26 protein-coding genes and 1 pseudogene are annotated in these 25,384 nt (G+C 67.6%); 20 read left to right on the top strand and 7 right to left on the bottom strand.

The annotated features are described in order from the left end of the window. Positions 1–25 precede the first annotated feature (25 nt). Positions 26–1,234 carry a DNA recombination protein RmuC gene (locus ACT3SP_RS12815; protein WP_444587678.1) on the bottom strand — a complete coding sequence of 403 codons (1,209 nt, stop codon included), beginning with the start codon at positions 1,232–1,234 and terminating at the stop codon, positions 26–28. A gap of 181 nt (positions 1,235–1,415) precedes the next feature. Here ACT3SP_RS12815 and ACT3SP_RS12810 point away from each other — a divergent pair, with 181 nt between their 5' ends. After that, positions 1,416–2,240, top strand: a complete 825-nt coding sequence (locus tag ACT3SP_RS12810; protein WP_444587677.1) for a hypothetical protein — start codon at positions 1,416–1,418, stop codon at positions 2,238–2,240. A gap of 97 nt (positions 2,241–2,337) precedes the next feature. On the opposite strand, the gene ACT3SP_RS12805 is transcribed toward ACT3SP_RS12810, so the two are convergent. After that, positions 2,338–2,745 (bottom strand): hypothetical protein, encoded by a 408-nt coding sequence (locus tag ACT3SP_RS12805; RefSeq protein ID WP_444587676.1) that lies wholly within the window; start codon positions 2,743–2,745, stop codon positions 2,338–2,340. 163 nt (positions 2,746–2,908) lie between these two features. On the opposite strand from ACT3SP_RS12805, the gene ACT3SP_RS12800 reads away from it, so the two are divergent. The 3 genes from ACT3SP_RS12800 to ychF all read left to right on the top strand — a co-directional run bounded on the left by ACT3SP_RS12800 (position 2,909) and on the right by ychF (position 6,062). Continuing rightward, positions 2,909–3,961 (top strand): hypothetical protein, encoded by a 1,053-nt coding sequence (locus tag ACT3SP_RS12800; RefSeq protein ID WP_444587675.1) that lies wholly within the window; start codon positions 2,909–2,911, stop codon positions 3,959–3,961. A gap of 84 nt (positions 3,962–4,045) precedes the next feature. Beyond that, complete coding sequence (locus tag ACT3SP_RS12795; RefSeq protein ID WP_444587674.1) at positions 4,046–4,870, top strand: hypothetical protein; 825 nt, start codon at positions 4,046–4,048, stop codon at positions 4,868–4,870. A 106-nt stretch (positions 4,871–4,976) separates the two neighbouring features. Next, positions 4,977–6,062: a redox-regulated ATPase YchF gene (ychF, locus tag ACT3SP_RS12790; protein WP_444587673.1), complete on the top strand. Its 1,086-nt coding sequence runs from the start codon at positions 4,977–4,979 to the stop codon at positions 6,060–6,062. Between the two features lie 298 nt (positions 6,063–6,360). Here the strand turns inward: ychF and ACT3SP_RS12785 are convergent, their stop codons facing one another. Then, positions 6,361–7,248: a transposase gene (locus ACT3SP_RS12785; protein WP_444587715.1), complete on the bottom strand. Its 888-nt coding sequence runs from the start codon at positions 7,246–7,248 to the stop codon at positions 6,361–6,363. 120 nt (positions 7,249–7,368) lie between these two features. Here ACT3SP_RS12785 and ACT3SP_RS12780 point away from each other — a divergent pair, with 120 nt between their 5' ends. The 9 genes from ACT3SP_RS12780 to ACT3SP_RS12740 all read left to right on the top strand — a co-directional run bounded on the left by ACT3SP_RS12780 (position 7,369) and on the right by ACT3SP_RS12740 (position 16,195). Continuing rightward, positions 7,369–7,584 carry a helix-turn-helix domain-containing protein gene (locus ACT3SP_RS12780; protein WP_444587672.1) on the top strand — a complete coding sequence of 72 codons (216 nt, stop codon included), beginning with the start codon at positions 7,369–7,371 and terminating at the stop codon, positions 7,582–7,584. Between the two features lie 6 nt (positions 7,585–7,590). Continuing rightward, positions 7,591–7,734 carry a TrmH family RNA methyltransferase gene (locus ACT3SP_RS12775; RefSeq protein WP_081014865.1) on the top strand — a complete coding sequence of 48 codons (144 nt, stop codon included), beginning with the start codon at positions 7,591–7,593 and terminating at the stop codon, positions 7,732–7,734. A gap of 94 nt (positions 7,735–7,828) precedes the next feature. Continuing rightward, entirely contained in the window at positions 7,829–9,400 is a 1,572-nt protein-coding gene (locus ACT3SP_RS12770) for a type I restriction-modification system subunit M (RefSeq protein ID WP_443337890.1), read from the top strand. Continuing rightward, positions 9,397–10,323, top strand: coding sequence for a restriction endonuclease (locus tag ACT3SP_RS12765; RefSeq protein ID WP_444587671.1), 927 nt, complete (start codon positions 9,397–9,399; stop codon positions 10,321–10,323). The genes ACT3SP_RS12770 and ACT3SP_RS12765 overlap by 4 nt, the downstream gene beginning before the upstream one ends. Next, positions 10,320–11,495: a restriction endonuclease subunit S gene (locus ACT3SP_RS12760; RefSeq protein WP_444587670.1), complete on the top strand. Its 1,176-nt coding sequence runs from the start codon at positions 10,320–10,322 to the stop codon at positions 11,493–11,495. The genes ACT3SP_RS12765 and ACT3SP_RS12760 overlap by 4 nt, the downstream gene beginning before the upstream one ends. Continuing rightward, positions 11,492–14,626, top strand: coding sequence for a type I restriction endonuclease subunit R (locus ACT3SP_RS12755; protein WP_444587669.1), 3,135 nt, complete (start codon positions 11,492–11,494; stop codon positions 14,624–14,626). Before ACT3SP_RS12760 ends, ACT3SP_RS12755 begins: the two co-directional genes overlap by 4 nt. Before the next feature lie 501 nt (positions 14,627–15,127). Then, positions 15,128–15,409, top strand: a complete 282-nt coding sequence (locus tag ACT3SP_RS12750; protein ID WP_444587668.1) for a type II toxin-antitoxin system RelE/ParE family toxin — start codon at positions 15,128–15,130, stop codon at positions 15,407–15,409. Then, positions 15,384–15,704: a HigA family addiction module antitoxin gene (locus tag ACT3SP_RS12745; RefSeq protein WP_444587667.1), complete on the top strand. Its 321-nt coding sequence runs from the start codon at positions 15,384–15,386 to the stop codon at positions 15,702–15,704. The genes ACT3SP_RS12750 and ACT3SP_RS12745 overlap by 26 nt, the downstream gene beginning before the upstream one ends. Next, positions 15,701–16,195 carry an HIT family protein gene (locus tag ACT3SP_RS12740; protein WP_444587666.1) on the top strand — a complete coding sequence of 165 codons (495 nt, stop codon included), beginning with the start codon at positions 15,701–15,703 and terminating at the stop codon, positions 16,193–16,195. The genes ACT3SP_RS12745 and ACT3SP_RS12740 overlap by 4 nt, the downstream gene beginning before the upstream one ends. 43 nt (positions 16,196–16,238) lie before the next feature. Here ACT3SP_RS12740 and ACT3SP_RS12735 read toward each other — a convergent pair whose 3' ends face one another. After that, entirely contained in the window at positions 16,239–16,490 is a 252-nt protein-coding gene (locus ACT3SP_RS12735; protein WP_444587665.1) for a hypothetical protein, read from the bottom strand. 289 nt (positions 16,491–16,779) lie between these two features. On the opposite strand from ACT3SP_RS12735, the gene vapB reads away from it, so the two are divergent. The 5 genes and pseudogenes from vapB (at position 16,780) to ACT3SP_RS12710 (ending at position 18,427) form a co-directional block, all read left to right on the top strand. Continuing rightward, positions 16,780–17,004, top strand: a complete 225-nt coding sequence (vapB, locus tag ACT3SP_RS12730) for a type II toxin-antitoxin system VapB family antitoxin (protein WP_444587664.1) — start codon at positions 16,780–16,782, stop codon at positions 17,002–17,004. Then, entirely contained in the window at positions 16,995–17,414 is a 420-nt protein-coding gene (locus ACT3SP_RS12725; protein ID WP_444587663.1) for a PIN domain nuclease, read from the top strand. Before vapB ends, ACT3SP_RS12725 begins: the two co-directional genes overlap by 10 nt. 188 nt (positions 17,415–17,602) lie before the next feature. Next, positions 17,603–17,794: a hypothetical protein gene (locus ACT3SP_RS12720; protein ID WP_444587662.1), complete on the top strand. Its 192-nt coding sequence runs from the start codon at positions 17,603–17,605 to the stop codon at positions 17,792–17,794. 36 nt (positions 17,795–17,830) lie between these two features. Further along, positions 17,831–17,950, top strand: a pseudogene (locus ACT3SP_RS12715) (VOC family protein); the annotation flags it as partial. A 3-nt stretch (positions 17,951–17,953) separates the two neighbouring features. Then, on the top strand, positions 17,954–18,427 hold the full coding sequence (locus ACT3SP_RS12710; RefSeq protein ID WP_444587714.1) for a VOC family protein: 474 nt from the start codon (positions 17,954–17,956) through the stop codon (positions 18,425–18,427). 30 nt (positions 18,428–18,457) lie between these two features. On the opposite strand, the gene ACT3SP_RS12705 is transcribed toward ACT3SP_RS12710, so the two are convergent. Next, positions 18,458–19,309 carry an NAD(P)H-binding protein gene (locus tag ACT3SP_RS12705; protein ID WP_444587661.1) on the bottom strand — a complete coding sequence of 284 codons (852 nt, stop codon included), beginning with the start codon at positions 19,307–19,309 and terminating at the stop codon, positions 18,458–18,460. Between the two features lie 139 nt (positions 19,310–19,448). On the opposite strand from ACT3SP_RS12705, the gene ACT3SP_RS12700 reads away from it, so the two are divergent. Beyond that, on the top strand, positions 19,449–20,042 hold the full coding sequence (locus tag ACT3SP_RS12700) for a TetR/AcrR family transcriptional regulator (protein WP_444587660.1): 594 nt from the start codon (positions 19,449–19,451) through the stop codon (positions 20,040–20,042). A gap of 886 nt (positions 20,043–20,928) precedes the next feature. Here ACT3SP_RS12700 and ACT3SP_RS12695 read toward each other — a convergent pair. Beyond that, the gene (locus ACT3SP_RS12695; RefSeq protein WP_444587659.1) at positions 20,929–22,548 is read right to left on the bottom strand and encodes an ABC-F family ATP-binding cassette domain-containing protein; all 1,620 of its coding nucleotides are present in this window, start codon (positions 22,546–22,548) and stop codon (positions 20,929–20,931) included. Between the two features lie 310 nt (positions 22,549–22,858). On the opposite strand from ACT3SP_RS12695, the gene ACT3SP_RS12690 reads away from it, so the two are divergent. Continuing rightward, a complete protein-coding gene (locus ACT3SP_RS12690) occupies positions 22,859–23,500 on the top strand; it encodes a hypothetical protein (RefSeq protein WP_444587658.1) in 642 nt (213 codons plus the stop codon). Positions 23,501–23,742: 242 nt separating this feature from the next. Here the strand turns inward: ACT3SP_RS12690 and ACT3SP_RS12685 are convergent, their stop codons facing one another. Then, positions 23,743–25,371, bottom strand: a complete 1,629-nt coding sequence (locus tag ACT3SP_RS12685; protein WP_444587657.1) for an alkaline phosphatase D family protein — start codon at positions 25,369–25,371, stop codon at positions 23,743–23,745. Positions 25,372–25,384 lie beyond the last annotated feature (13 nt).

Here is a 25,384-nt window from a genome sequence, read left to right as displayed (position 1 = left end):
CCGTCGTTCTCCGTCGTGACCCCGGTCAGCCCGCCGAGCGTCCCTCGCGCTCCTGCGCCTCGCCCCGAGGACTCGCGAGATCCTGGATCTCCGCCTCCTCGAGGGTGCGGGCGCGGCGGGTGAGCTGATCGACCTCGTCCAGCGCGGAGCCGGTCAGCCCGAGGTCCTCGAAGCGCCGCGCGGTGACCATCACCCGCGACTGCAGGGAGCCCACCGCCTCGTTGAAGGCGGCGACCGAGGAGTCCAGGGAGCGGCCCACCTTGCCCAGGTGCCCGGTGAAGGTGCCCAGCCGGTGGTGCAGCTCGCGCCCCGCATCGAGCACCTCGCGGGCGTCGCGGTTCAGGGCGTCGGTGCGCCAGGTGTGGGCGACGGTGCGCAGCAGCGCGACCAGCGTGGCGGGGGAGGCGATGACCACGTCCCGGCCGAAGGCGTCCTCGAGCAGGGCCGCATCGGTCTCCAGCGCCGCGGCCAGCACGCCGTCGCTGGGCACGAACAGGACCGTGAACTCCGGGGTGTCCCCGAGCGCCTTCCAGTACGCCTTCGAGGAGATCACGCCGACGTGATGGCGCAGCGCCTTCGCATGCGCCGTCCGTCGCGCGGCGGCGCGCTCGGGGTCGGTCTCCTCCGTCGCGTCCAGATAGGCGTCCATGGGGGCCTTCGCGTCGATCACCACGTGGCGGTCCCCGGCGAGATGGACGACGAGATCGGGGCGCTGGCCCTTCTCCCCGTCGGCCCGGGTGCCCGCGAGCTGCTCGCTGAAGTCGACGTGCTCGAGCATGCCGGCCGCCTCGACGATCCGCCGCAGCTGCACCTCGCCCCAGCGTCCCCGCGCGGTGGGGGCGCGCAGCGCGGCGGTGAGCGCGCTGGTACCGCTCTCGAGGGACTGGGCGCGCTGGGCGAGCTGGCTCAGATGCGAGCGCAGCGCGCCCTCGGCGTCGACGCGGGCGGCCTCGGAGCGGGCCAGGGAGCGTTCGAGATGGGAGAGGGTCGACGTGATCGGGGCGAGCGTGCGCTGCAGCTCGGCCTCCCGCTCCTCCTCGGCGGCGTCGCGCCGGGCCACGTCCCGCTCGTGACGCTCGTCGGCCAGGCGCAGGAGCTGCCCGGAGGCATCGCCCTGCGCTCGCCGCCGCAGCTCCGCGACCCGTGCCCGCTCGCGCATCAGCAGCCAGGTCGCGGCGGCACCGAGGGCCGCGCCCAGCACGATCCCCAGCAGGAGCATCTGTGTTCCGCTCATGGGTCCAGCACACCACGGGGGCCCGACGGACGAGGGGCACCGCGCCGAGGCGGCGCCGTCGGCCGGACGGCGCCCCATGCGGCGCTTGCGATACTCGGTGCACGCGCCGCACGGTGCGGCGACATCGCGACGAGGGCGCCGATGGGCGAACGGCGAGGGGACGGCCATGGGGGAGAGGGCGATGCACCAGGAGGCGGACGGACCGCACGGCCTGCCGAGCGGCACCGATCGGCGCCGGCGGATGCGCCGCCTCCTCGCGCGCCTCGTGCTCGGGCTCCTCCTCGTCATCGCGCTGGTGCTGTCCCTGATGCTCCTGCGCGTCCACCTGCTCCTGCCCCGCACCGCCCAGCAGGAGGCGACGGAGGGCTACGAGCGGGCCTCCTCGGCGTTCGCCGATCTCGCGGCCGCGGACGCCGCCGCGCTCGATGACGAGTTCGGGGCCCCGCTCGGCACGTCCCGCACCGTGGCCTGCTCCGTGGGCACCGCCGAGCAGGGGTGGTTCGTCGTCGACCACCTGAACACCTGCGTCCTGCGGGAGGTCGAGACCCGGGCGCAGTCCGGAGCTCTGGAGGACTCTGCGGCCCGGGCGGCGCAGCTGCTTTCCGGGGTGCCCGCGTGGCAGGAGCAGGAGGGGTATCTGCTCTCCCCCGACCCGTCCACGGAGGAGTCCGGCGGGAGCGCGTGCGCCTCCGTCGTCGAGTCGAGGCTCCCTGCGGATGACGGCGTGTCCGGGCGCGAGGAGAGCATCGACCTGGCCGCCGTCGTCCTCGCGGATCCCGGATCCCTCGACCCCTGCCTGCGGGGGATGTCGGCGGGCGGCCGCGCACTCGAGGAGAGCATCGTCGAGGTCCCGAACGGCGCGGAGGAGATCGACACGGATGGAGGGGGAGCGCTGGTCGTGGTGCGCGAGACGCGTCTGTCGAGCACGTCCCTGGGCTGCCTGCCGCTGCCCCTGTTCTGCGAACCGGCGACCACCACCCCGCGCCTTCCCGATCTCGGTTCCTGATCTCCTGCGGTGTCCCGGTGGTCTCTCGCGAGGTCCCGGCCGGAGGGCGCCGGGACGGCGCCGGTGCGGGCGCGCGGGAGGGTGCTGCGGGCGGGCTTCAGGAGGGCAGCGAGCCGGTGCGGATCAGGTGGTCGAACTCCTGGGCGAAGCGCTCGGCGTCGACCTTGCGGTTCGGCACCATGGTGATCTCGCGCCCCGAGGCGGGAGCCACCCGCACCTTGGAGAAGAGGCCCGGACGGTAGCGGACGCCCGTGACGTCGGCGGCGGGGACCTCGCGCTTGATCTTGGCCTTCTTGAGGGGGCCGGCCACGGCGGCGAGGAGGAACCGGGCGCCGGTCGCGATCATGACGTCCGGGAAGTCGCCCGCGACGCCGGGGAGCACCAGCAGCACCTCCTCCTCGGGGTGGAGCAGCGAGGGGATGTCGCGGCGCAGCCCCGGGCTGTTGAACAGCTCGTTGCGGTTCAGGGCGGTCGCGTAGGTCATGGCGGCGCGAGTGGTGGTCATGGCTCGAGTCTAGGGACGCTCGAGGGGAGCGGCGAGGGAGAGGGCCCGCGGCGGCGATGGGCAGTTCTCCCCATGGCCGATCTCCCCGGGCCGCTCTACCGTGGAGTCGCAGGGTGAGAGGGGCTCGCCCGAGACGACGCGACACGAGACATCGAGGGTGGACATGAACGGCTTCCTGGGGGCGGACACCGACGCGCTCCGCGCGCACTCCGACAGGGTGGCGCAGGGCGCGCGAGCACTGCTGGAGCTCCGGGACACCCTGGAGCCGCTGGTCATGAACGAGGAGATCTGGCGCGGGACCGACGCCGAGAGCTTCCGGCAGTCCTGGTCCGGCGGCACCTCGACGATGTTCCAGCTGCGCTCCGAGGAGCTGACCGGACGCGTCGACGAGCTGCAGCGGCACGCCGAGGAGCAGGACACCGCCTCCGAGGTGGACGGTGAGGGCTTCGGCGGGCTCGAGGGCCTCTTCAAGGGGGATGCGCCCTTCAGCCCGCTGGGGTTCCTCAAGGACCTGATCTCGAAGGGGCAGGGGGTCTACAAGGGGATCAAGTCGCTCGTCGACTACATGCGCCGCATCCCCTCCGCCGCCGATGAGTTCGCCGATCTCGCCCGGCGCGGGCTCCAGGGGCTGTGGAAGCAGTCCTACCTCGACGAGCTCTTCAAGGGCGGCAAGGGCTGGCAGGCAGGGGCCGAGAAGCTGCTGGGGAAGCTGGGGATCCCCACCTCGATCGGGAACGTCGAGCCGCTCAAGTTCCTCAACAAGCTCGACGATGTCGCGCCGTGGCTCAAGACGGCCGGCAAGGGGATCGGGAAGGCGCTGCCGTTCCTGGACGTCGGCCTCGGCGTCCATCAGATCGCGACGGCGGACAACTGGTACGACCGCTCCAGCGGCATCCTCTCGACCGCCGGGGGCGCGCTGCTGATCGCCGCCCCGTTCACCGGACCCGCGGCACCGGTGGTGGGCGCGATCGGCGCCGGGCTGAGCCTGGTCTCCGCGGGGATGGACCTCGGCAAGCTGGTCTACGAGAACTGGGACGGCATCACCTCCACCGTCAGCAACGCCGCCTCCAACGTGGTGGACTTCGCCGCGGACACCGCCTCCACCGTCAGCGACGCCGTCGGCAACGCTGCGGAGACCGTCTCCGACGGGCTGAGCAATGCCGCCTCGGCCGTCAGCGACGGTCTCGGCAAGGTCGGGGACGCCTTCGGGTTCTGATCCGCTCGGGCCCTGACCCGCACCCACAACGCCGTCGACCCGCCGACAGAGGCGGGCCCGAGTTCCCCCATCTAGGATGACGTCATGAGCAATCCCGCACTGTTCACCGAGCGTGATGCCGCCGGTGCCTACGAGATCCTCGCCGCCGCCGCCGAGGCGCCGTCGGTCCTGGCCGTGCTCACCGACGAGGAGCTGCTGGCCCTCGGCGGCAAGGACGCGGTCCAGATCGCCGGCTCCCCGTTCCTCGATCAGCTCGACATCCCCGACGAGGCATCCGCCTCCATCGCGCTGCGCTCGCTGATCGCGCGAGGGCTGGTCACCCTCGACGACGAGCAGGCCGAGGCCGAGGGCGACCAGCTCTCGACGCAGGCTCCCGGGACGGCCCGGGTCGCGCAGCTCGACCGGACGCTCGCCGGCCTCATGACGCTGCGCGGCGCGCCCCGTGCGCTGCTGAACCTCACCCGGCGGGTCGCGGATCAGTCCACCGCCATCACGGTGTACGTCTTCCCCGAGGGCGGACTCCTCGAGGAGCTCGTCACCGCGGACGGCTATCACCACTTCAGCGTGCCCACCCGCGAGGCGATGCCGGCGCGCCTGGCGCGCTACGTCGATCAGGCACAGGTCGCCGGCGCCGAGGACCGCCCTGTCTACGAGGGGTCGGTGGAAGGCCTCGAGGACCCTGCGGATCCGACGGCCCAGCGGCTCGCGGACACGCGAGCGCTGACCGTGATGACTGCGGCCGACGCCGACGGGACGGGCGCGCAGGTGAGCCTCATGGCCACCTCGGAGGCGGTCCTCGCCATGGACACCCCGGACGGGGCGGGAGAGAGCACCGAGGTGCGCGAGCTCAGCGCGGAGGGTCTCCTCGCCCTGCTCGATGCGGCGATTCCCGAGGTCGCCGGCCTCTGATCCGTCCTGCCGATCCGCTGATCGGCCCGGCCGATCTGCTCGGCGTCTGCGATGTCACCCGCCGGTCGGCGGTCAGGGCGCCGACGGCCCCGTAGAATCAGCTCCCGTGGCTCTTACTATCGGAATCGTCGGTCTGCCCAACGTCGGCAAGTCCACCCTGTTCAACGCCCTGACGCGCGCTGAGGTCCTCGCCGCGAACTACCCGTTCGCGACGATCGACCCCAATGTCGGCGTGGTCCCGCTGCCGGACCCGCGCCTCGCGGAGCTCGCGACGGTGTTCGGCAGTCAGAAGCTGCTGCCGGCGACGGTGTCCTTCGTGGACATCGCCGGCATCGTCAAGGGCGCCAGCGAGGGGGAGGGCCTGGGCAACAAGTTCCTCGCCAACATCCGTGAGGCCGACGCCATCTGCCAGGTCACCCGTGCGTTCTCCGACGCCGACGTGACCCGCGTGGAGGGCTCCACGGATCCCTCGGGCGACATGGAGGTCATCACCACCGAGCTCATCCTCGCCGATCTCCAGACCATCGAGAACTCGATGCAGCGCCTGGAGAAGGACACCAAGCGCGGGCTGGTCGACGCCGCGGTGCTCGAGAACGTGGTCAAGGCCAAGGCGCTGCTGGAGACGGGGAAGACCCTCTACCAGGGTGCGAAGGACGCCGGCATCGACCTCGACGCCGTGCGCGAGCTGCAGCTGATGACCGCCAAGCCCTTCATCTACGTGTTCAACACCGATGAGGAGGGCCTCGCGGACGAGGCCTCCCAGCAGGCGCTGCGGAACCTCGTCGCCCCGGCCGAGGCGATCTTCCTGGATGCCAAGTTCGAGTCCGAGCTGATCGAGCTCGACGCCGAGGAGGCCGCGGAGATGCTCGAGAGCACCGGCCAGGAGGAGTCGGGCCTGGATCAGCTGGCTCGCGTCGGCTTCGACACCCTGGGCCTGCAGACCTATCTCACTGCCGGCCCCAAGGAGTCCCGCGCCTGGACGATCCCCAAGGGCGCCACCGCTCCCCAGGCCGCCGGCGTGATCCACACCGACTTCGAGCGCGGCTTCATCAAGGCCGAGATCGTCTCCTTCGACCAGCTCATGGAGGCCGGATCGATGGCCGAGGCCAAGGCCAAGGGCTGGGTGCGTATGGAGGGCAAGGACTACGTCATGCGTGACGGGGACGTGGTGGAGTTCCGCTTCAACGTCTAAAAATGGCCTCTGACCAGGGGTTTTACCTTCGCAGCTTCCGATCTGGCTCGTCGGGCGAGTTCCGATCTACCATCAGTTGCTTAGCGTTTATGCCGCTGACCTGCGCTTTTAGTCGGCCCCTGCGGAACTTCTGCGGGGGCCGATTCTCGTTTCTGCGGTGCGGGAGCGTCTCTGGGACGCAGCGTCGGCTGGCCAGTGCTGTGGCGGGTTCACGTCGTTCGGCGCGCGATCTCTCGGGCGGTGCGCTGACTCAAAAATCAGTTTGACTCAAAAGTCGGGTGCCCAACAGCGCCGCGGTTCACTGGGGCAGGTCTCGTTCTGCCAGAGTGCGAGTGATCTCGTCCCATTGGGAGCTCGCGGCCAATTGGCGGTGCCGGCGCAAGGCGGTCTGCCATGACCCGAACTCCGCTGGCAGCTCGCGCCACGTGATGCCGGTGCGGGTCTTGTAGAGAGCCGCGTCGACGATCGTGCGTATGTCAGTGCGTGGACGCCCGCGGCGAGGGCCCTCTTCTGAATGAACGATGTGCTTGATCCAGCTCCATTGTTCATCTGTGAGTCGTTGATAGCCAGGCTGGAGGCCTTCGATGTCGCTGCTATCGTCACCGTCGTTCGTCTGGTCATCAATTCTCATGGCTTTGACTACGCCGCGGATGACGACGCATATGGTGCATCGGGCGGTGGGTTCAACGTAGAGAGGGGACTGCCCGGCCAGGGTCTCGACGTGCTGACAGGTCAGTTCCACACGCCAGATGGCGCTTCGGTCGATGCGCAATGAGGACGGGTACAGGAGCTGTCGGAACTCATCGCGCTGAGTCGGCGAAAGCGGCGGGAACGGGCAGCACAGGTGGCAGTGCTCCACCCTGTTGCCCGCGAGACGCCAAACGCCCATGTTGCACGCCTCATGTTCGGCTCGGAACTCGGCATTGTCGGCGTCGATCAACGCAATGCTCTCTTCATCGGTTCCCAGGGCTGGGTCACCGAGAAGGGCACGCCCACACGCGCGGCATGGTTCGCCCGCTGCATAGGCTTGATACGGCAACTGGGGGTCGTTGCCTGCCCACTCCTCTCGCTTTGCCTCCTCCGCTTGGGCCCACGATTCCGAGAGCAGTGCCCTGCTGCGTGGTGTGTGCAGGACGCGGGGGAGGGCGTTCGGGCCGTCCTCTGGGATCTGTTGTGGGTCGGGCATCGTCACGCTCTCCTTCGAGGTCTGATGCGGGCGCGGGGCGAGTCGTGCGCGAACACCCGGGCCGCAACTGGAAGCGATAACTTCCTGGAAGTCATGACTACCAGGCATGAGGCTGGATGTGTGACAGAACCGCTGAAGAAGGCGCTCGGAGCGCAGGTGCGCGACCTGCGTCTTGTGCGCCACCTGTCGCAGGAAGGTCTTGCCGAAGAACTCGGAGTGTCGACTCGGTACCTTGCCGGCATCGAGCGTGGCGAGCGCAACCTCACGCTGGATTCGGTCGACGCCCTCGCCGAGCAACTCGGCGTCGAGGCGCACGCACTAATCGTTCGTCGGTGATGCTCGTTGCGTGAGCTGGAGGGCCACGGCATCACGCCTGAGACCGACGCACTGCTCGATTGCCGGGTCACGATCCCGATGAGTGGCCGCGTCGACTCGTTGAACATGACGGCCGCAGCGGCTGTGGCGTTCAACGAGTCGACGCGGTGATGATGCGGGAAGCCCGAGTGTCAGTGGCACCCGATATCGTGAGAGCAAATACCCCAACACCGTGATTGCGCAGTGGCGCGGAGGAGCACGACCTATGGCACCGACCACCAAAGAGGCGCAGCGAGCTGAGTTGCACAAGACGATCTGGCGCATCGCGAACGACCTGCGTGGCAGCGTCGACGGGTGGGACTTCAAGTCCTACGTGCTGGGCATGCTGTTTTATCGCTTCATCTCCGAGAACCTCACGGCGTACCTCAACAAGCACGAGCACGATGCGGGCGACGTGTCGTTCGACTACCGGCTGGTGGCGGATTCCGACGCGGAGTTCGCTCGCGACGAGGTCGTCGCGGAGAAGGGGTTCTATATCCTGCCGTCCGACCTGTTCGCCAATGTGCGCGATCGTGCCTCGGGCGACGAGAATCTCAACGAGACGCTCGAGCGGGTCTTTAAGAACATCGAAGCGTCGGCGATGGGTACGGACAGCGAGGACGACATCAAGGGTCTGTTCGATGATCTGGATGTCAACAGCAACAAGTTGGGCTCAACTGTCGCCAAGCGGAATCAGAAGCTGGTGAAGCTGCTCGACGCGATCGGTGACCTGCCGCTGGGGCGGTGGGAGGACAACTCGATCGACCTGTTCGGTGACGCCTACGAGTACCTGATGCAGATGTACGCCGCCAACGCCGGCAAGTCTGGTGGGGAGTACTACACGCCGCAGGAGGTCTCCGAGCTGCTGGCGCGCATCACGGTGGTCGGCAAGAAGCAGGTCAACAAGGTCTACGACCCGGCGGTGGGCTCCGGGTCGCTGCTGCTGAAGTTCGACAAGGTGCTCGGCAAGAACAACGTCCGACAGGGGTTCTACGGTCAGGAGATCAACCTGACCACGTACAACCTCGCGCGGATCAACATGTTCCTGCACGACGTCAACTACGCCGATTTCAACCTCGCCCACGGCGACACCCTGACCGATCCACAGCACTGGGATGACGAGCCGTTCGAGGCGATCGTCTCCAACCCGCCTTACTCGATCAAGTGGGACGGCGACGCTAACCCACTGCTCATCAATGATGAACGGTTCGCACCGGCAGGAGTCCTCGCGCCGAAGTCGAAGGCCGACCTCGCGTTCACGATGCACATGCTCAGCTGGTTGGCGGTGAACGGCACGGCAGCGATCGTCGAGTTCCCTGGAGTGCTGTACCGCGGGGGAGCGGAGAGGAAGATTCGGCAGTACCTCGTTGACAACAACTACATCGATACCGTGATCCAGTTGCCGCCCGACCTGTTCTTCGGCACGACGATCGCGACCTGCATCCTCGTGCTGAAGAAGTCGAAGAAGACCGGCGACGTGCTGTTCATCGATGCTTCGGCGGAGTTCAAGCGGGTCGGCAACAAGAACAAGCTGCTCGAGGAGCACCAGGCGAGGATCCTCGAGGCGTTCACGACGCGCGAGCCCGAGGACTACTTCACCACCGTCGTGAGCAACGAGGACATTGCCGCCAACGACTACAACATCGCGGTGTCGTCGTATGTAGAGGCCGAGGACACTCGCGAGGAAGTCGACATCGCGGAGTTGAACGCCGAGATCGCGCGCATCGTCGCGCGCCAGGCCGAGCTCCGCACGGCGATCGACGAGATCGTGGCGGATCTGGAAGGTGCGCGGTCATGACGGACATGCCCAATTGGGAAGGCTTCATGATCCCGACGCTCAAGGTGATGAGCGATGGCATCATCCGCCACTGGCGCGAGTTTCAGCCTCTCGTAGCTGATCAGGCGCAGCTCACCGATGAGCAGAAGAAGGAGATGCTTCCGTCCGGGAGCGCGCTCAAGTATGAGAACCGCATCGGCTGGGGCGTCTCGTTCCTGACGAACGTCGGCGCGCTCAGACGTCCGAAACGCGGTCACTACCAGATCACCGATGCCGGCAAGCAGCTCATCGAGCTGTTTCCGAACGGTGCCAAGGAACGTGACATCAAGGCGCTCGGTGCGGATCCCAGCTCGCCCATCCGCGAGTACGTGGCGACCACGACCCGCAAGACGAGCGCGCCTGCAATGACCGCTCCGACCGAAGAGTCGTCGATGACTCCTACCGAGCAGGTGCAGAGCGGCATCGAGCGCATCCACGACGAGCTCGCGGTCGAGCTGCTCACTCGGCTGCAGGACAAAGACCCAGGCTTCTTCGAGCAGGCGGTTGTCGATCTCCTGCTGTCAATGGGCTACGGCGGCACCACCGGGGCCGGCAGCGTCACCCAGCTCAGCAACGACGGAGGCATAGACGGTGTCATCGACCAGGACATCCTCGGCCTCAATCGCGTGTACATCCAGGCCAAGCGTTACCAAGACGGCAACGCTGTCGGACGCCCCGACCTCCAGGCGTTCGTTGGAGCACTCAGCGGTAAAGCCGACAGTGGCGTCTTCATCACGACCAGCCGCTTCTCCGACGGCGCACGCACCTACGCCGAGAACGTGCCGACCCGCATCATCCTGATCGACGGCACACGCCTGACGAGCCTGATGATCCGCTACGGCGTTGGCGTGCAGGTGAAAGAGACCTATAAGGTCGTCGAGATCGATGAGGACTTCTTCGCATGAGCCGCATCGATGACCTGATTCAGGAGCTGTGCCCGGACGGAGTGGCTGGTCGTCCACTCGGATCGCTTGGAACTCGGAACAAGGGTACAGCGATGACCGCGTCGAAGATGAAGACCATCGGTGGAGGCGGCCCGATTCGTGTGTTTGCTGGCGGACAGACTGTTGCCGATGTCGCTGAGGACGCGATACCGGCGAAGGATATCGTGCGCGTTCCGAGCATCATCGTCAAGTCGCGCGGGCACATCGGATTCAGCTACTACGAGCGTCCGTTCACCCACAAAACTGAACTCTGGTCCTACACGATCGATGCCCCTGGAGTCGATCAGAAGTTCGTCTATTACTACCTGCTCACACAGGTCGAGAAGCTCCAGGTTTTGGCGCGGGCAACATCGGTGAAGCTCCCTCAGCTAAGTGTTAGGGACACCGATACGCTAAATGTCCCGGTGCCGCCTTTCGAGGTGCAGCGGGAAATCGTGCGAGTACTGGATAAGTTCACCCAGCTGGAAGCGGAGCTGGAAGCGGAGCTGGAAGCGCGGCGCGCCCAGTACGAGCACTATCGTGCCGAGTTCCTGACATTCAGGGGAGAAGTTCCCCGCCGCCGTTTGGATGAAGTCGCCGTTTATGTCAACGGTAAGGCCCATGAGAAGCTTGTGGTTGATGGCGCAGAGATTCCACTAGTGACTGCACGATTCATCTCTCGGAATGGTGAAGCCAATCGATACGTTCCACTTGAGGACGTGCTCACGCCGGGGAGATCCGGCGATGTTGCCCTGGTGCTGAGTGACCTGCCGAATGGGCGGGCGCTGGCTCGGACGTTCTTCGTTGATCGCGACGATAGCTATGCAATCAATCAGCGGGTCGCACGGATTACCGTGAAGGACACGGCAGAGATGAATCCAAAGTTTCTTCACTTTGTGCTAGACCGCAACCGTGGACTACTTAAGCACGATAACGGAGTTGATCAGACCCACTTGAGTAAGGGGCAGGTAACGGGACTCGAGATTCCGGTTCCGAGCATCGAAGAGCAGGACCTAATCGTCGAACATCTCGAAAGGTTCGACGCTCTGGTCAACGACATCAGCATCGGTCTCCCGGCTGAACTCACTGCCCGTCGCAAGCAGTACGAGCACTATCGTGATCGGCTGCTGACGTTCAAGGAGCTGAAAGCATGAGTGATGCATCAGCGCGTACGTACGATCCGATCGCTGTCTCGTCGGAGAGCACGGTCGTCGCTGAGTATGTTCACGATCCGTTGCAGGCTGATGCGTATCAGTCGGAGTCTGCACTCGAGAAGGAGGTGATCCAGCTCCTCGAGGGACAGGCCTACGACTACCTGCCGTTCACCTCCGAGGCGGAGCTGGTCGCGAATCTTCGCGTGCATCTCGAGAGGGTCAACAGGATCACCTTCTCGGATGCCGAGTGGGAGCAGTTCTTCACGACGAAGATCGCAGGTGCCAACGACGGCATCGTCGAGAAGACGGTGCGTGTGCAGGAGGATCACGTCCAGATCCTCAGGCGCGACGATGGTACGACGAAGAACATCGCGCTGATCGACAAGACGAATATCCACAACAATCGGCTGCAGGTCATCAATCAGTACGAGATCGGACGCGGTGAGGGTGACACTGTCGATGGCGGTGCGAGGTACACCAATCGCTACGACGTGACCGTGCTCGTCAACGGGCTGCCGATGGTGCACATCGAACTGAAGCGTCGCGGTGTGGACATCCGGGAGGCATTCAACCAGATCAACCGCTATCAGCGCGACAGCTTCTGGGTCGGCTCGGGCCTGTTCGAGTACGTGCAGTTGTTTGTGATCAGCAACGGCACGCTCACGAAGTACTACTCCAACAGCACTCGCAACAGGCACCTGGCCGAGCAGAAGAAGACTGGCAGTACCAGCAAGGGCAGGAAGACGAGTAACTCGTTCGAGTTCACCAGCTGGTGGGCCGACGCGAACAACAAGCCGATCACCGAGCTGACGGCGTTCGTGAAGACCTTCTTCGCGAAGCACTCGCTGTTGAACATCCTCACGAAGTACTGCGTGCTCACCGCGGATCGCGACCTGCTGGTGATGAGGCCGTACCAGATCGTCGCCACCGAGCGGATCCTGCAGAAGATCCAGATCTCGACGAACTACAAGACGCTCGGCACGCTCGATGCCGGAGGATACGTCTGGCACACCACCGGATCGGGCAAGACGCTCACCTCGTTCAAGGCAGCGCAGCTCGCATCGAAGATGCCGGGTGTGGACAAGGTGTTGTTCGTCGTCGACCGCAAAGACCTCGACTACCAGACGATGCGTGAGTACGACCGGTTCGAGAAAGGGGCGGCGAACTCGAACACGTCGACGGCGGTGCTGAAGACGCAGCTCGAAGACCCCAGTGCGCGGATCATCATTACGACGATCCAGAAGCTGTCGACATTCATCAGGGCGAACAAGGGCCACGAAGTCTTCTCGGGCCACGCGGTGATCATCTTCGATGAGTGCCACCGTTCGCAGTTCGGCGACATGCACACCGACATCACACGCGCGTTCAAAAAGTACAACCTGTTCGGATTCACCGGCACGCCGATCTTCGCCGCGAACGCCGGCAGCGGTGGAAACCCTCAGCTGCGCACGACAGAGCAGGCGTTCGGCGACAAGCTGCACACTTACACGATCGTCGACGCCATCACAGACAAGAACGTGCTGCCGTTCCGGATCGACTACATCAACACCATCAAGGTCGGAAACCCCGACGACTCACAGGTGTCAGCGATCGACCGCGAGCGAGCTCTCCTGGACGTGCGCCGGATCCGGGACGTCGTGGCATACACCCTGGAGCACTTCGATCAGAAGACGAAGCGCTCATCGAGCTACGAACACGCAGTCGTGACGAACGTCGCCGACTCGGTGCGGGGCCGGCGTCAGGCGGAGGCAATCAAGGAGCGGAAGCGAGTGCGCGGATTCAACGCGCTGTTCGCGACCGCGTCGATCGATGCCGCCCGCCGTTACTACAACCAGTTCCAACTACAGATGGAGGAGCTGCCACCGGACAAGCGGCTGAAGGTCGGACTGATCTTCAGCTACGGCGCGAACGAGGCCGAAGCCGACGGAATCCTCGATGATGAAGCGTTCGACACCGATGCGCTCGACCGTGACACGCGCTCGTTCCTGGAAGACGCGATCCAGGACTACAACGACATGTTCGGGACCAGCTACGACACGAGCGCCGACCGGTTCCAGAACTACTACAAGGACCTGTCGCAGCGGATGAAAAACCGCGAGATCGACCTTGTCATCGTGGTGAACATGTTCCTCACCGGCTTCGACGCGACGACGCTGAATACACTGTTCGTCGACAAGAACCTGCGCGCCCACGGCCTGATCCAGGCATACTCGCGCACGAACCGCATCCTCAACTCGGTGAAGACCTACGGCAACATCGTCGCCTTCCGCGACCTCGAGGAAGAGACGAACGCCGCGCTGGAGCTGTTCGGCAACAAGGATGCCCGAGGCGTCGTCCTGTTGAAACCGTACGGCGACTACTACGGCGAGTACGTCGACAAGGTCACCCAACTGCTCACGTACTTCCCGATCGGGCAGCAGATCGCGGGGGAGCAGGCGCAGAAGGACTTCATCCAACTGTTCGGCGCGATCCTGCGGCTGCAGAACATCCTCACATCGTTCGACGACTTCGACGGCAACGATCCGCTCACAGAGCGACAGCGGCAGGACTACACCAGCATCTACCTGCGGCTCCGCGACGAGTACACGCGAGACCGTGACGGCGAGAGGGAAGTCATCAACGATGACGTCGTGTTCGAGATTGAACTCGTCAAGCAGGTCGAGATCAACGTCGACTACATCCTCATGCTCGTCGAGAAGCTCCGCGCCGAGAAGGGCGACGGAGAGGACAAAGAAGTCCGCGCCGAGATCACGCGCGCTGTCGATGCGAGCCCGACCCTGCGAAGCAAGCGCGACCTCGTCGAGGACTTCGTCGAGTCGGTGTCGCTGCAGGGCGCGGTCGATGAGCAGTGGCAGTCGTATATCTCCGCGAAGCGCGAGGCTGAGCTTCAGGAGCTCATCGAAGCGCACAAGCTCAAGCTGGAGGAGACGCAGTCGTTCGTGGATGAGGCGTTCCGGGACGGACAGCTGCGCACGGCGGGAACTGAGATCACCCGCATCCTGCCGCCAGTGTCACGGTTCAACCGCGAGTCCAACCACGGCGACAAGAAGAAGCGGGTCATCGAAGCGCTCTCCAGATTCTTCGAGCGGTTCCGCGGGCTTGCCTTGGGGGATGAAGAGTCTAGGGACTGAGGCCAGCAATGAGTGGGATCATGGGCTCATGACCGAGGACAACCCCGAGCGCGCGCCGAGGGTCATTCGCTGTGAGCACTGGTCCGATGACGCTGGTCGATACTACGGCTGGCACCACCATGAAGGTCCCCACGCGTGCGACTGGAGGAATCACGACGGAGAGTGCCCGTACCAGGCGAGCGTTGGCAGTAGGGCGAACCTGTAGGTCCAGCTTGCAGATCTGAGCAGGCGTGCGTGAGGCGCAGCCTGTACAACAGCCTGCGCCAGCCAGTCCTCCATCAGCCCGCCAGTCACCTCGGGTGCTATCGTGGTCGGCAGCCGCCGATGGGCAGTGCCTGCGAGGCCGCAGCACCCTGAATCGCCAGGTCAGAGGTTCAGAATCCCGCTTCCCGGCACCCCATGGGACAGCCTTAGCGCCAAATGTTCCGAAATCGCCGGAACTCGGTGGAGTTCCGGTTCAACGTCTAGCGTCAATAACGGCATCCGTTATGCACTGGTCTCGTGATCAGATCGTTCGGCAGCAAGGACACCGAGCGCATCTGGCATGAGCAGTACGTCGAGCGCGTCGACCGGACGGTGCAGCGGGCGACCCTGCGTGAGCTCGAGCTGATCCATGCGGCGAAGGATGTCGAGGACCTCCGGGTACCGCCGGGCAGCCGCCTGGAGCGTATGGTCGGCGACCGACCCGGGCGGCACAGCATCCGCGTCAACGCGCAATGGCGTCTCTGCTTCGTCTGGAGAGAGGGAGGTGCGGACGATGTCGGACTCGTCGACTACCACTGAGAGCGACCTGATCGAGCCGATCCACCCGGGAGAGATCCTGATGGAGGGTTTCATCGAGGGCTTCGGGATCACGCAGAGCACGCTCGCCGTGTCCATCGGTGTGCCACCGCGCCGGATCAACGAGATCGTGCGCGGCAGGCGGGGGATCACTGCTGATACGGCGATCCGTCTGGCGCGATACTTCGGGACGTCCGAGGAGCTGTGGATGAACCTGCAGACGAACTACGAGTTGCGTCTGGAGCGCCGGGCGCTGCGTGACAAGGTCGCTGCGATCACCCCTCTCGCGGTCGCATGAGCGACTGGCGCTCGGATCGCGTGGGGTCCGCGCTCGCGGGAGAGAACCCGACCGTGCTGGCGGAGTTGGACCAGTCGTTCGCGGTGATCGGGGACGTGCAGTGGCTGCCGGGATACTCGCTCGCGCTCACGAAGGTTCCTGGAGTTGATCGGCTCTCCGATCTGCCACGGGCGCAGAGAATCGGCTACCTGGCTGATGTCGATCTTCTCGCGTCGGCCGTCGAGGTGGTCTGCCGTCGTCGCGATGGGGCGTTCCGTCGCGTGAACGTGGGGATCCTCGGGAACGCGGACGCGTTCCTGCACGCCCATATCTGGCCGCGCTACGACTGGGAGCCGGAGGCTCTGCTGACGAAGCCGGTGTGGCTGTACCCGTCGGCGAACTGGTCCGATCCGCGCCACGCAGTGGGCGCAGCCCACGACGGTCTGCGATCGGACCTTGCGGCAGAGATCGCTCTGTCCCGGAACTCGGCGGAGTTCCGCTTCAACGTGTAGTCGCGTCCCAGCGCGCTGTGGCCCGCAGGCGGCTCGAGGTGCGTCAGGCAGGATCAGTGAACGACACCGGCTTGCCGTTGGCGCGGGCGTAAGCGATCTCCTCGCCCGTGGACTCTCCGATGTATCCACCGGGGCTGACCACCAGCACCCGATCAGCCAGGTCGTTCTTGTGCACGTGGAGCATGTCCAGCATCGTCTTCTGCTCACTCGAGATCGAGCCAGCGGCGTCTCCCGCCTCGCCAGGCGCGACGACGATGATGGCGGCGAAGGTGAGGCCGCGGTTCGCGTCGCGCATCTCTCCCGCGGACCGGGCGGAGCCGCAGATGTAGACGATCTCGGGTCGATCAAGCACAGTTCGGTCTCTCATCTCAGTCTCTCATCGCCAAGGTGCGCCTCGATCGGTGGAGCGTGACCACACCGACGCTGTGTGGTCGGTGGAGTAGCCCGTTGGCGACCTGCGCGCGACCCGGGTCCGTTCGGGCCTTGACGGATGGCTTCCCGTGGGGCGAGCGACGACGCGTTGATCGGGCGGCACTCGACTCCGTGTGTGATATCGCGATGTCATCTTGACGGAGGCGGTCACGATGACGAACGTGCTGATCCGTGGACTGAGTGAGGCTGCTGTCGAGCGCATCGATGCTGAGGCGGCGGCGCTGGGGCTCTCGCGCAACGAGTTCCTTCGCCGGCGACTGGAGCAGCACGTCTCGACTCCGGTCGCCGCGACGGTCGCTGCCGATGACTGGAGTCGCTCGGCGGCGGCCTTCGGAGACCTTGCTGATCCTGACGTGATGGATGCCGCGTGGCGGTGACGAGCTGGCTGGTCGACAGGTCGGCATACGCGCACAAGCAGGCGGGCCAGGCGGCGAGCATCGCTGCGTGGAACTCGCGCATCGAGCGGGGGCTGATGCGCCTCTCGACCGTGACGCGGCTCGAACTCGGCTTCTCCGCCCGCTCGGGTGAAGCAGGTCGCGAGGCGTTCGGGCTGCCGCCGCTGTCGCTCATGCCGATCGAGCACCTCACGCCCGCGATGGAGGACCGCGCCTTCGAGGTGCAGATGCTCCTTGCCGACCGTGGCCAGCACCGCGCTCCGTCCATCCCGGATCTGCTCATCGCAGCGACCGCGGAGAAGGCTGGGCTGACGGTCCTGGCCGTTGACCAGGACTTCGATCTCATCGCCGAGGTCACCGGTCAGTCCGTGGAGACGCTCGCGCTGGTCTGACTCATCGAGGTCGTGCCGCCGGGCCATGAGACGGTCGTCCGTGCCCGAAGGCGGTGGAGTCCCGCCTCGCCGTCTGGCACCGGCGGGACGCAGCGGCCGAGAGGCTCCAGCGTTGATCGAAGCGCGCATCAGCGGTGTGCCACGATGGATCAGATCCCCGTCGACGACGATGGGGGAGTGAGGACGCCATGGACATGCTGAGGACCTACCCCGAAGGTGTCACCTCGTGGGTGGACATCGAGTACGCGGACCTCGCTGCGGGGCGTGACTTCTACGGCGGGCTGTTCGGCTGGGCGTTTCGAGATGTCGGGGACGGGCAGTACCTGGTCGCGCAGGTGGACGGACGCGAGGTGGCGGGCCTCGGCACGCAGGGCGATTAACCGCCGTCCGGAGATGGCGCTCGGTGGAACACCTATGTGGCGGTCGACGATGCCGACCGTGTCGCCGACCGCGTGGTGACGGCGGGCGGGCGCGTCGTGTCGCCTCCGACGCCGGCGGGCGATGCCGGACGGCTCGCTCTGTGCGAGGACGCCGAGGGTGTGCCGTTTCGGCTCTGGGAGGCCGCGAAGCGTCCCGGTGCTCAGCTGACCAACGCGCCGGGGACCTGGAACTTCAGCGACCTGCGCGCCGCCGATCCCGCCACGGCCGAGGCCTTCTACTCGGCAGTGTTCGGTTGGGAGATCGTCGATCTGGGCTTCGCTGCGATGATCCGGCGACCCGGGTACGGCGACCACTTGGCCGCGACCGTGGATCCGGGGATCCACGATCGCCATGCGGAGGGCGCGCCGCCGGGCTTCTCCGACGCCATCGGCTGGCTCGGCGCGGCGCCCCAGGGCGCATCACCGAGCTGGCACGTGACTTTCGCCGTGCAGGACCGCGACGGGATCGCCGCCGCCGCCGAGCGACTGGGCGGCACCGTGCTCTCCACCGAGGACACCGACTGGACCCTCGCTGCGCTGGTGCGTGACCCCCAGGGCGCCGACTTCACCGTGAGCCAGTACTCACCGTCCTGACTCGATGAAGGACCCCACGGGACCGTCCCCTCACCTCATCTGCTCGGTCAGCAGCTCGGCGATGCTCCGCGGTTCCCGGGCGAGGAGCCTGGAGAGGGTGGAGTCGGAGCGGGCGAAGTAGCCGCTCCGTGTGGCCTGGAACATCGACAGGGTGAAGCGCGCCGCCGGTTCCGGCGTGCCGGCCGCGACCTCCTCGGCGACCCACGTCTCGTCATCGACGATGGCGCGCTCGATCTGGCGGCCGGTGAGCTCGGACGCCGCTGCGGCGAAGTCCGCGAGGGTGACCGGCGATGGCGGGACCAGGTCGACGGGGCCCTCGACGGGGACGTCCCCGGTGAGGATCGCCGCAGCGGCTTCGGCTGCGTCTCGGCGGTCCACCCAGGGGAACGGCCCGTCGGCGGGCTTCGCGATCATCCCCGTGCTCTGCCATGGACCGAGGAGCTGCCCCAGGTCCCCGTAGAAGCCGTTGCGAAGGGCGGTCCACGGGACGCCGACGTCCGCGAGGTGCTCCTCCGTGGCGGCGTGGATCGCCAGCGGCGGGTACGGAGTGTCGACACCTGCCCCATGAGCGCTGGTGTAGAGGATCCGCTCTGCCCCTGCGGCCGCGGCCGCGTCGATCGCTCTGCGGTGCTGGGCGACGACGTCCGCCGTGATGTCGCTGGAGGAGACCAGGAGCACCTGCTGCGCGCCGGCGAAGGAGTGGCGCAGCGAGACCGGGTCGTCGTAGCTTCCTCGTCGCACGCGGACGCCGCGCCGTGCGAGGTGGTCTGCGCGTGACGGGTCGCGGACGCTGACGCCTATCCGTTCTGCAGGGATCCGCCGCAGGAGATGCTCGACGGTGGCTCCGTTGAGGGTTCCGGTGGCTCCGGTCACGACGATCATGGCGGCGTCCTTCTGTCGAGGTGCACATGGCGATCAGCGCTGCGCACATTAAGTTGACTCATGTGGTCAACTTGCGGTCGCGTAGCATGGTGCATGAACTTGACCGGCGTGGTCAAGTTGTGGCGTCCCGGAGGTGACGATGACCGATGCAGAGCCCTCGCCCGTGCTGCGAGTCGATGCGCGCCGGAACGCTGACCGGATCCGTGCAGCAGCTGTGCGGATGTTCGCCGAGCGCGGGCTGTCCGTGCCCCTCGAGGACGTGGCAGCGGCTGCTCGCGTCAGCAAGGCGACCATCTTCAACCGCTTCGGGGGGCGTATCGGGCTGATCGACGCGGTCATCGATGAGCTCGTGGCGGGGGAGCTGACGGATCTCATCGAGCGCGTGCGAGCAGTCCCGGACGTCGGCGAACGGATCTGCGCCTACGTCCGTGCGTTACGGGATCTCCAGTATCGGCTGCCGGCGGTCAACGGAGTCCTGCTGCAGCAGTTCCCCGATTCCGAGGCGCTCATGGACCTGTGCCGCACGGGAGAAGCCTTCCACGGCGAGCTCGTCACGCAGGGCCATGCCGTCGGCGTCCTGGCCGACGGGTTCATGGCAGGAGACTTCCATGCCCTGGCCACTGACAACGCTCTCGCGCTCGAACACGGCGCTCGGCCAGCGCGGGTGGACTACGACCGGCGCACCACCTACGTCCTCGGAGGGATCTGTCCATCCGTGCAGCTGTCGGGGTGATCCCCACCGCCGTTCCGGGGTCGATCCGCTTCGGGGCGCGGTGACGTTGCACGTCAGCGCCTCGTGCCGGGAAGTCGGAAAGGTGTCGTCCCTGGCCGGGAAGGACGAGGCGAGGTGGCCATCGTGCTGCGGTCGGCCCGGAGGGGGCTGGCGGAACCTGCGGAGGTCCGATCGACTCGTGAGCCGTCGGCCGGTGGCGCGCGGTTCACCTCTGCCGTCAGGCCTTGCAGCGATCCCTGTCGGAGGACTCGGCAGCGGAGGTGGGTCTCGCTCGCGTAGGCGGAGGTCTCGAGGCGTTCGAGCTCGATGTGCTGCCCAGGCCCGCGAACAGCGAGATGCCGACGCCCAGAGGCACCGGTGCGACGTCCCCGAGCTGCGGGAGCGCACTGTCGACGTCGGCGCGCTGCCTGTGCTCGCGGCGCTGGGGCGCTGCCTCCGCGACTCGCACGCAGCGGAATTCCGGGTCGCCGACATGGTCCACGACCTCCTGCTCCTGGACGGCCCCCGCGACGCCACGGCAGCGAAACTCGCCCGCATGCTCGCGATCGACGTCCTCCGGGACGCCCTGGCCGAGTGATCCGGTGACGGTCTCCCTGTCCCTCGGGCCGTCCGCCGTCGAGGTCGTCCGCGAGGAGGCGCACGGGCTGCTCACCGGGAACGGTCCGACGGACGGGGCATGAGCGCCCTGTCGACTGCGCCGTGACGCGTGCTTGCGATAGATCCTGACCGCGGAGGCGACCCGCGGACGCCGATCACCGGTTCATCGGCCGCGCCTCGGAGGCGGATTCGCGCGGCCTCCTCGGGATCGGCCGCCTCCTGCAGCGCGGCGACGAGATCATGCGCGGTCGTCAGAGGATCACCCATTCCTCGATGCTGGCCGGAGCCTTCAGGGCGCGGCGCCGATCCGGCGTTCCGTGAGGGCGTCGTTGCGGAGCTCGAGCACGAGGTCCGGCGCCAGCTCACGCAGGAAGGCGTGGTCGTGACTGACGACCAGCACGGCCCCGCGGTAGGACCGGAGCGCATCCAGCAGCTGGCCCGAGGTCTCGAGGTCGAGGTTGTTCGTCGGCTCGTCGAGCATCAGCAGCTGCGGCGGCGGGTCGGCCAGCAGCAGCCGGGCCAGCGCGACCCGGAAGCGCTCACCCCCGGAGAGCGAGCCGACGGGACGGTGCGCGGCCTCCCCGCGCAGGAGGAACCTGGCCAGACGGTTCGTCAGCTCGCCGTCCGGTGTCCCGGCGGCGGCAGAGCGCACGACATCGAGCGCCGAGGCGCTCTCGTCGAGGTCGTCGAGGCGCTGGGGCAGGTACCCGACGCGGTCCGTGCGCAGCGTCGACGCCGCGCGGACGGCGGGGACCGCGCCCGCTCCGGCGCCCGAGCAGGGGCGGCCCAGCAGGGCACGCAGCAGGCTCGTCTTCCCCGCGCCGTTCGGGCCGGTCAGGGCCACGCGCTCGGGTCCCTGCACGATCCAGGTGCGCTCCCCGTCGCCGAGCTCCGCGAGGCGCCGGGCCGAGGCGACACCGGGGTCCGGCAGGTCGATGTGCACCGAACGGTCCTCGCGGACCCGTCGCTCGGCGGCGTCGAGGGCGCGGCGGGCCTCGTCCTCCTTGCGCTGCACCTCTCCGCGCAGCCTGCCCGCGGACACCTGCGCCTCCTGGGCACGGAGCTTCATGATCACCCGCGGGCGGCGCTTGTTCTCGTAGTCCTTCTTCGCATACCGGGCGCGACGGGCCAGCGTCGTCTCGGCCTCGATCCGCTGGCGCTTCTCCTTCGCCAGCGCCTTCCTCGCCTCGACCTCGGCCTGCCGGGCGGCCGCCTGCTCCGTCTCGAGCCGGGCCCGCCACGTCGAGTAGGGCCCGCCGACGGTCGTCAGCTCGTGCGCGTACAGCTCGGTGGTGGTGTCCATCAGGTCGAGCAGCTCGGTGTCGTGGGAGACGACCACCAGGGCGCCGCTCCAGGACCTCACGAGGTGGTGCACCTTCTCGCGGGAGTCCCGGTCGAGGTCGTTCGTCGGCTCGTCCAGCAGCGTGACGGCCGCGCCGCGCAGCCGGATCCCGAGCAGCGCGACGAGCATCGCCTCGCCGCCGGAGAGCTCACCGACGCGGCGCTCGAGCATCTCCGGGCCGAGGCCGGCCTGGTCGAGCGCGGCGTGGCTGCGGGCCTCGACGTCCCAGTCCTCGCCGACCTCGTCGAATCGTGCGGGGTCGACGTCGCCGTCGGCGATGGCGCGCACGGCGTCCACTGGGCGTGCCACCCCGAGGACCTCGACGACGCGCGCGTCGTCGTCGAGAGTGAGGTCCTGCGGCAGGTGGGCGACGTCGCCGTCGGTCGTGAGGTGGCCGGAGGTCGGCGTGAGCTCGCCGGCCGCGAGGCGCAGCAGGGTCGACTTGCCCGAGCCGTTGCGGCCGATGAGTCCCGTGCGCCCGGTGCCGAACGTCCCGGACACGCCGTCGAGGGCGATGCTCCCGTCGGGCCAGAGGAACGTCACCTGATCGAAGGTCAGTGCGGACATGGTGATCTCCTGTGATCGATGCATGGCGGTGCTGATCACGGGCCGATTGCCCCGCACGGAGTGCCGGTGGCCCCGGTGGGGACGGGCATCGACGGATCAGCGTCGGGGCGCTGCGCGATGCTCCCACCGCGGCGGGCGTGCGTCGTCGATCAGCGCGGGTCACGCGGTCGCGTCGGGATTCCTCACCGGTTCGCTCGATTCGACGGGGACAGGAGACTGGGAGGGTAGCATCCCCCGACGCACCCGCGCACCCGCGCACCCGCGCGGCCGAGGGGCGGCGGAGCCCGGGGACGAGGAGCGAGGAGGGGCCGTGAGCCATTGGACGGACTGGAAGGGCCCCGAGCCCTCTCTCGGCCTGGTGGTCCTGCTGCCCGGGCGCGGATACACCTGCTCGATGCCGCTGCTGAACTTCGCCGGCCAGGTGGCGATCCACCACGGCTGGGACGTGCGCGCGGTCAGCTGGGAGGCGTCGGAGAGCTGGGGGCCCGAGCGCGTGGGGCACGAGCTCGCGGCGGCGATCGGTGAGCATCCGGGGCCGGTCCGCGTGATCGGCAAGTCCCTGGGGACGATGGCCGCGCCGTACGCCGCCCAGCAGCGCATCGACGCCGTCTGGCTCACGCCGCTCCTGACCCTCCCCGCGGTGACGCGGGGGATCCAGGAGCATCCGGGGCGGCAGCTCCTGGTCGGCGGCACCGGCGACACCATGACCTGGGACGGCAGGATCGCTGCCGCGCTCGCCGCCGATGCGCTCGACGCCGACGTGCTCGAGATCCCGGAGGCGGACCACGGCATGCAGGTCCCCGATCCGGTGCGCACGGCGGAGATCCACGTCGAGGTGGTGCGTGCGATCGACGGCTGGTTCACCGCCGGCGATGCCGCACGCTGGGACGATGTCCCTGCGCGGGGTGCCGGCGTAGGGTCGGGATCTCTCGATGCTCGAGGAGGGCAGTGATGCTGAACTGGTTGTTGAAGCTGCGACGGGTGCGTGGAGATGCCCGCGCCGTCCGCAAGGGCCCCGAGGCCGTCGGCAGGCGCGCCGGTCGGCGCGCGGTGAACCGGGCGGCCCGGCGCGCACTGCGGTAGCGGGGCACGGGCCACCGTCGTGCCGTGGCCTCCGGGAACTCCGGGAACTCCGGGAACTCCGGGAACTCCGGGAACTCCGGTGACTCCGGGCGGGCCGGCGCGAGGGGGAGCTCAGCGCTGCGGGGTGAGGGTGCGGGTGTACTGCACGTCGCCGTTCGCATCGATCAGCTCGACGGTGAACGCCTCGCCCTGCGGGGCGACCTCGACCCGGCCGAAGAACTGCCCGGTGCCGTCGCGCGGGGAGCCCATCGCGGGGCCGGCCTTCTGGAAGTCCACCCGGGGCCCGAAGGTTCCGTCCATCTCGTTGGGTCCGAAGGAGCCGGCGTTGATCGGACCGGCCACGAACTCCCAGAAGGGGTCGAAGTCCGTGAAGGCCGCGCGCTCGGGCGAGTAGTGGTGGGCCGCGCAGTAGTGGACGTCGCCGGTCAGGAACACCACGTTCCGCGTGCGCTGGTGCTTGATCCCCGCCAGGAGCCGTGCGAGCTCGAGCTCGCGTCCCAGGGGAGCGCCGTCCTGCGCGTTGGCGATGGATTCCTGTCCCTCGCCGTCCGGGACCACGATGCCGAGCGGGAGATCGGCGAGGATCACCTTCCACGTCGCCTGTGATCTGCGCAGCCCCTGCAGCAGCCACTGCAGCTGCTCCTCGCCGAGCATCGGCGTGGAGCGCTGCTCGAGCCCGTCCGTGTTCTCGCCCTTGTGGGTGCGCATGTCGAGCACGAACACGTCCAGGTCGGGGCCCCGCTCGATCCGGCGGTGGATGCGCTGCGGCTCGAAGCCGGTGCCCGGGGACAGGGCGCGGGACTCCGCGATGGGCTGGTACTCCTGCCAGGCGCGTCGGCCGCGGGCGGCGAGGACGTCCACGTCGCGGACGGTGTAGCGGTCGTCCTCGAGGATCTCGCCGGGCCACCAGTTGTTCGTGGTCTCGTGATCGTCCCAGGTGGCGATGACGGGGACCTCGGCGTTCATCGCACGGATGTTCTCGTCCATGAGGTTGTAGGCGTGGCGTCCCCGGAACTCCCGCAGCGTCTCCGCCACCTTCGCGACCTCCTCGGTCACCACGTTGCGCCACACGGCGCCGTCGGGCTCCTCCAGGGTCTCGGCGATCGGGCCGTCCGCATAGACGGTGTCGCCGGCGTGGAGGAGGAAGTCGGGGGCGAGGGACCGCATCGTCTCGTAGCCGAACATGCCGCCCACGTCGGGGTTGATGCCGTAGCCCTGGCCGGCGGTGTCCGCGGTCCACACGAAGGTCTGCGCACCGTCGGACCTCCGGCCCGGGGCGGTGCTGAAGCGGCCGATGCCCACCTCTCCCCGGCGACCGTTCTCGTCCTCGAAGAACAGCTCGGTCTCGAACGCGGTGCCGGCGGGCAGGCCGTCCGCGCTGATCCGGGCGGTGAAGTCGGTGTCCGCCGTGGCCCAGGGGCCGCGCAGGCGGATCGGCCGGCCGTCCTCGCCCGCCTCCCTTCCGCGTCGTCGACCGCCGGACGTGAGCCGGCGCCCGTCAGCGTCGAGCGCGTGCAGGACGGCGTGCAGCCTGCCGTCGGCGGAGGACCGGGACCACAGCACCGCGGAGCTCGAGGTGACGTCCCCGGTCTGCAGGCCGGACGGGAGCGTCAGACGGGAGGTCGCGGGGCCCGCGGGCACGACCGGTGCGGCGTGTGCGGCGACGGGCAGGGTCGAGGCGAGCGCCGCAGCGGCGCCCCGGAGCACGGTGCGGCGGTTCGGCGCAGGGGATCTGTCCATGGTGCCAGTGAAG

Source organism: Brachybacterium sp. AOP43-C2-M15 (assembly GCF_052446295.1).
GTDB lineage: Bacteria > Actinomycetota > Actinomycetes > Actinomycetales > Dermabacteraceae > Brachybacterium.
Note: the sequence above shows the minus strand (reverse complement) of the source record. Positions and strands in the feature narration are given on the sequence as shown.

What these genes read in the sequence shown, in the direction of transcription:
- ACT3SP_RS12695 (WP_444587659.1), bottom strand. Translation starts at nt 22,548, where the DNA reads ATGTCCGCACTGACCTTCGATCAGGTGACGTTCCTCTGGCCCGACGGG.
- ACT3SP_RS12805 (WP_444587676.1), bottom strand. Translation starts at nt 2,745, where the DNA reads ATGACCACCACTCGCGCCGCCATGACCTACGCGACCGCCCTGAACCGC.
- ACT3SP_RS12720 (WP_444587662.1), top strand. Translation starts at nt 17,603, where the DNA reads ATGGACATGCTGAGGACCTACCCCGAAGGTGTCACCTCGTGGGTGGAC.
- ACT3SP_RS12800 (WP_444587675.1), top strand. Translation starts at nt 2,909, where the DNA reads ATGAACGGCTTCCTGGGGGCGGACACCGACGCGCTCCGCGCGCACTCC.
- ACT3SP_RS12705 (WP_444587661.1), bottom strand. Translation starts at nt 19,309, where the DNA reads ATGATCGTCGTGACCGGAGCCACCGGAACCCTCAACGGAGCCACCGTC.
- ACT3SP_RS12765 (WP_444587671.1), top strand. Translation starts at nt 9,397, where the DNA reads ATGACGGACATGCCCAATTGGGAAGGCTTCATGATCCCGACGCTCAAG.
- ACT3SP_RS12785 (WP_444587715.1), bottom strand. Translation starts at nt 7,248, where the DNA reads ATGCCCGACCCACAACAGATCCCAGAGGACGGCCCGAACGCCCTCCCC.
- ACT3SP_RS12700 (WP_444587660.1), top strand. Translation starts at nt 19,449, where the DNA reads ATGACCGATGCAGAGCCCTCGCCCGTGCTGCGAGTCGATGCGCGCCGG.
- ACT3SP_RS12745 (WP_444587667.1), top strand. Translation starts at nt 15,384, where the DNA reads ATGTCGGACTCGTCGACTACCACTGAGAGCGACCTGATCGAGCCGATC.
- ACT3SP_RS12685 (WP_444587657.1), bottom strand. Translation starts at nt 25,371, where the DNA reads ATGGACAGATCCCCTGCGCCGAACCGCCGCACCGTGCTCCGGGGCGCC.
- ACT3SP_RS12755 (WP_444587669.1), top strand. Translation starts at nt 11,492, where the DNA reads ATGAGTGATGCATCAGCGCGTACGTACGATCCGATCGCTGTCTCGTCG.
- vapB (WP_444587664.1), top strand. Translation starts at nt 16,780, where the DNA reads ATGACGAACGTGCTGATCCGTGGACTGAGTGAGGCTGCTGTCGAGCGC.
- ACT3SP_RS12735 (WP_444587665.1), bottom strand. Translation starts at nt 16,490, where the DNA reads ATGCGCGACGCGAACCGCGGCCTCACCTTCGCCGCCATCATCGTCGTC.
- ACT3SP_RS12760 (WP_444587670.1), top strand. Translation starts at nt 10,320, where the DNA reads ATGAGCCGCATCGATGACCTGATTCAGGAGCTGTGCCCGGACGGAGTG.
- ACT3SP_RS12770 (WP_443337890.1), top strand. Translation starts at nt 7,829, where the DNA reads ATGGCACCGACCACCAAAGAGGCGCAGCGAGCTGAGTTGCACAAGACG.
- ACT3SP_RS12795 (WP_444587674.1), top strand. Translation starts at nt 4,046, where the DNA reads ATGAGCAATCCCGCACTGTTCACCGAGCGTGATGCCGCCGGTGCCTAC.
- ACT3SP_RS12815 (WP_444587678.1), bottom strand. Translation starts at nt 1,234, where the DNA reads ATGAGCGGAACACAGATGCTCCTGCTGGGGATCGTGCTGGGCGCGGCC.
- ACT3SP_RS12810 (WP_444587677.1), top strand. Translation starts at nt 1,416, where the DNA reads ATGCACCAGGAGGCGGACGGACCGCACGGCCTGCCGAGCGGCACCGAT.
- ACT3SP_RS12740 (WP_444587666.1), top strand. Translation starts at nt 15,701, where the DNA reads ATGAGCGACTGGCGCTCGGATCGCGTGGGGTCCGCGCTCGCGGGAGAG.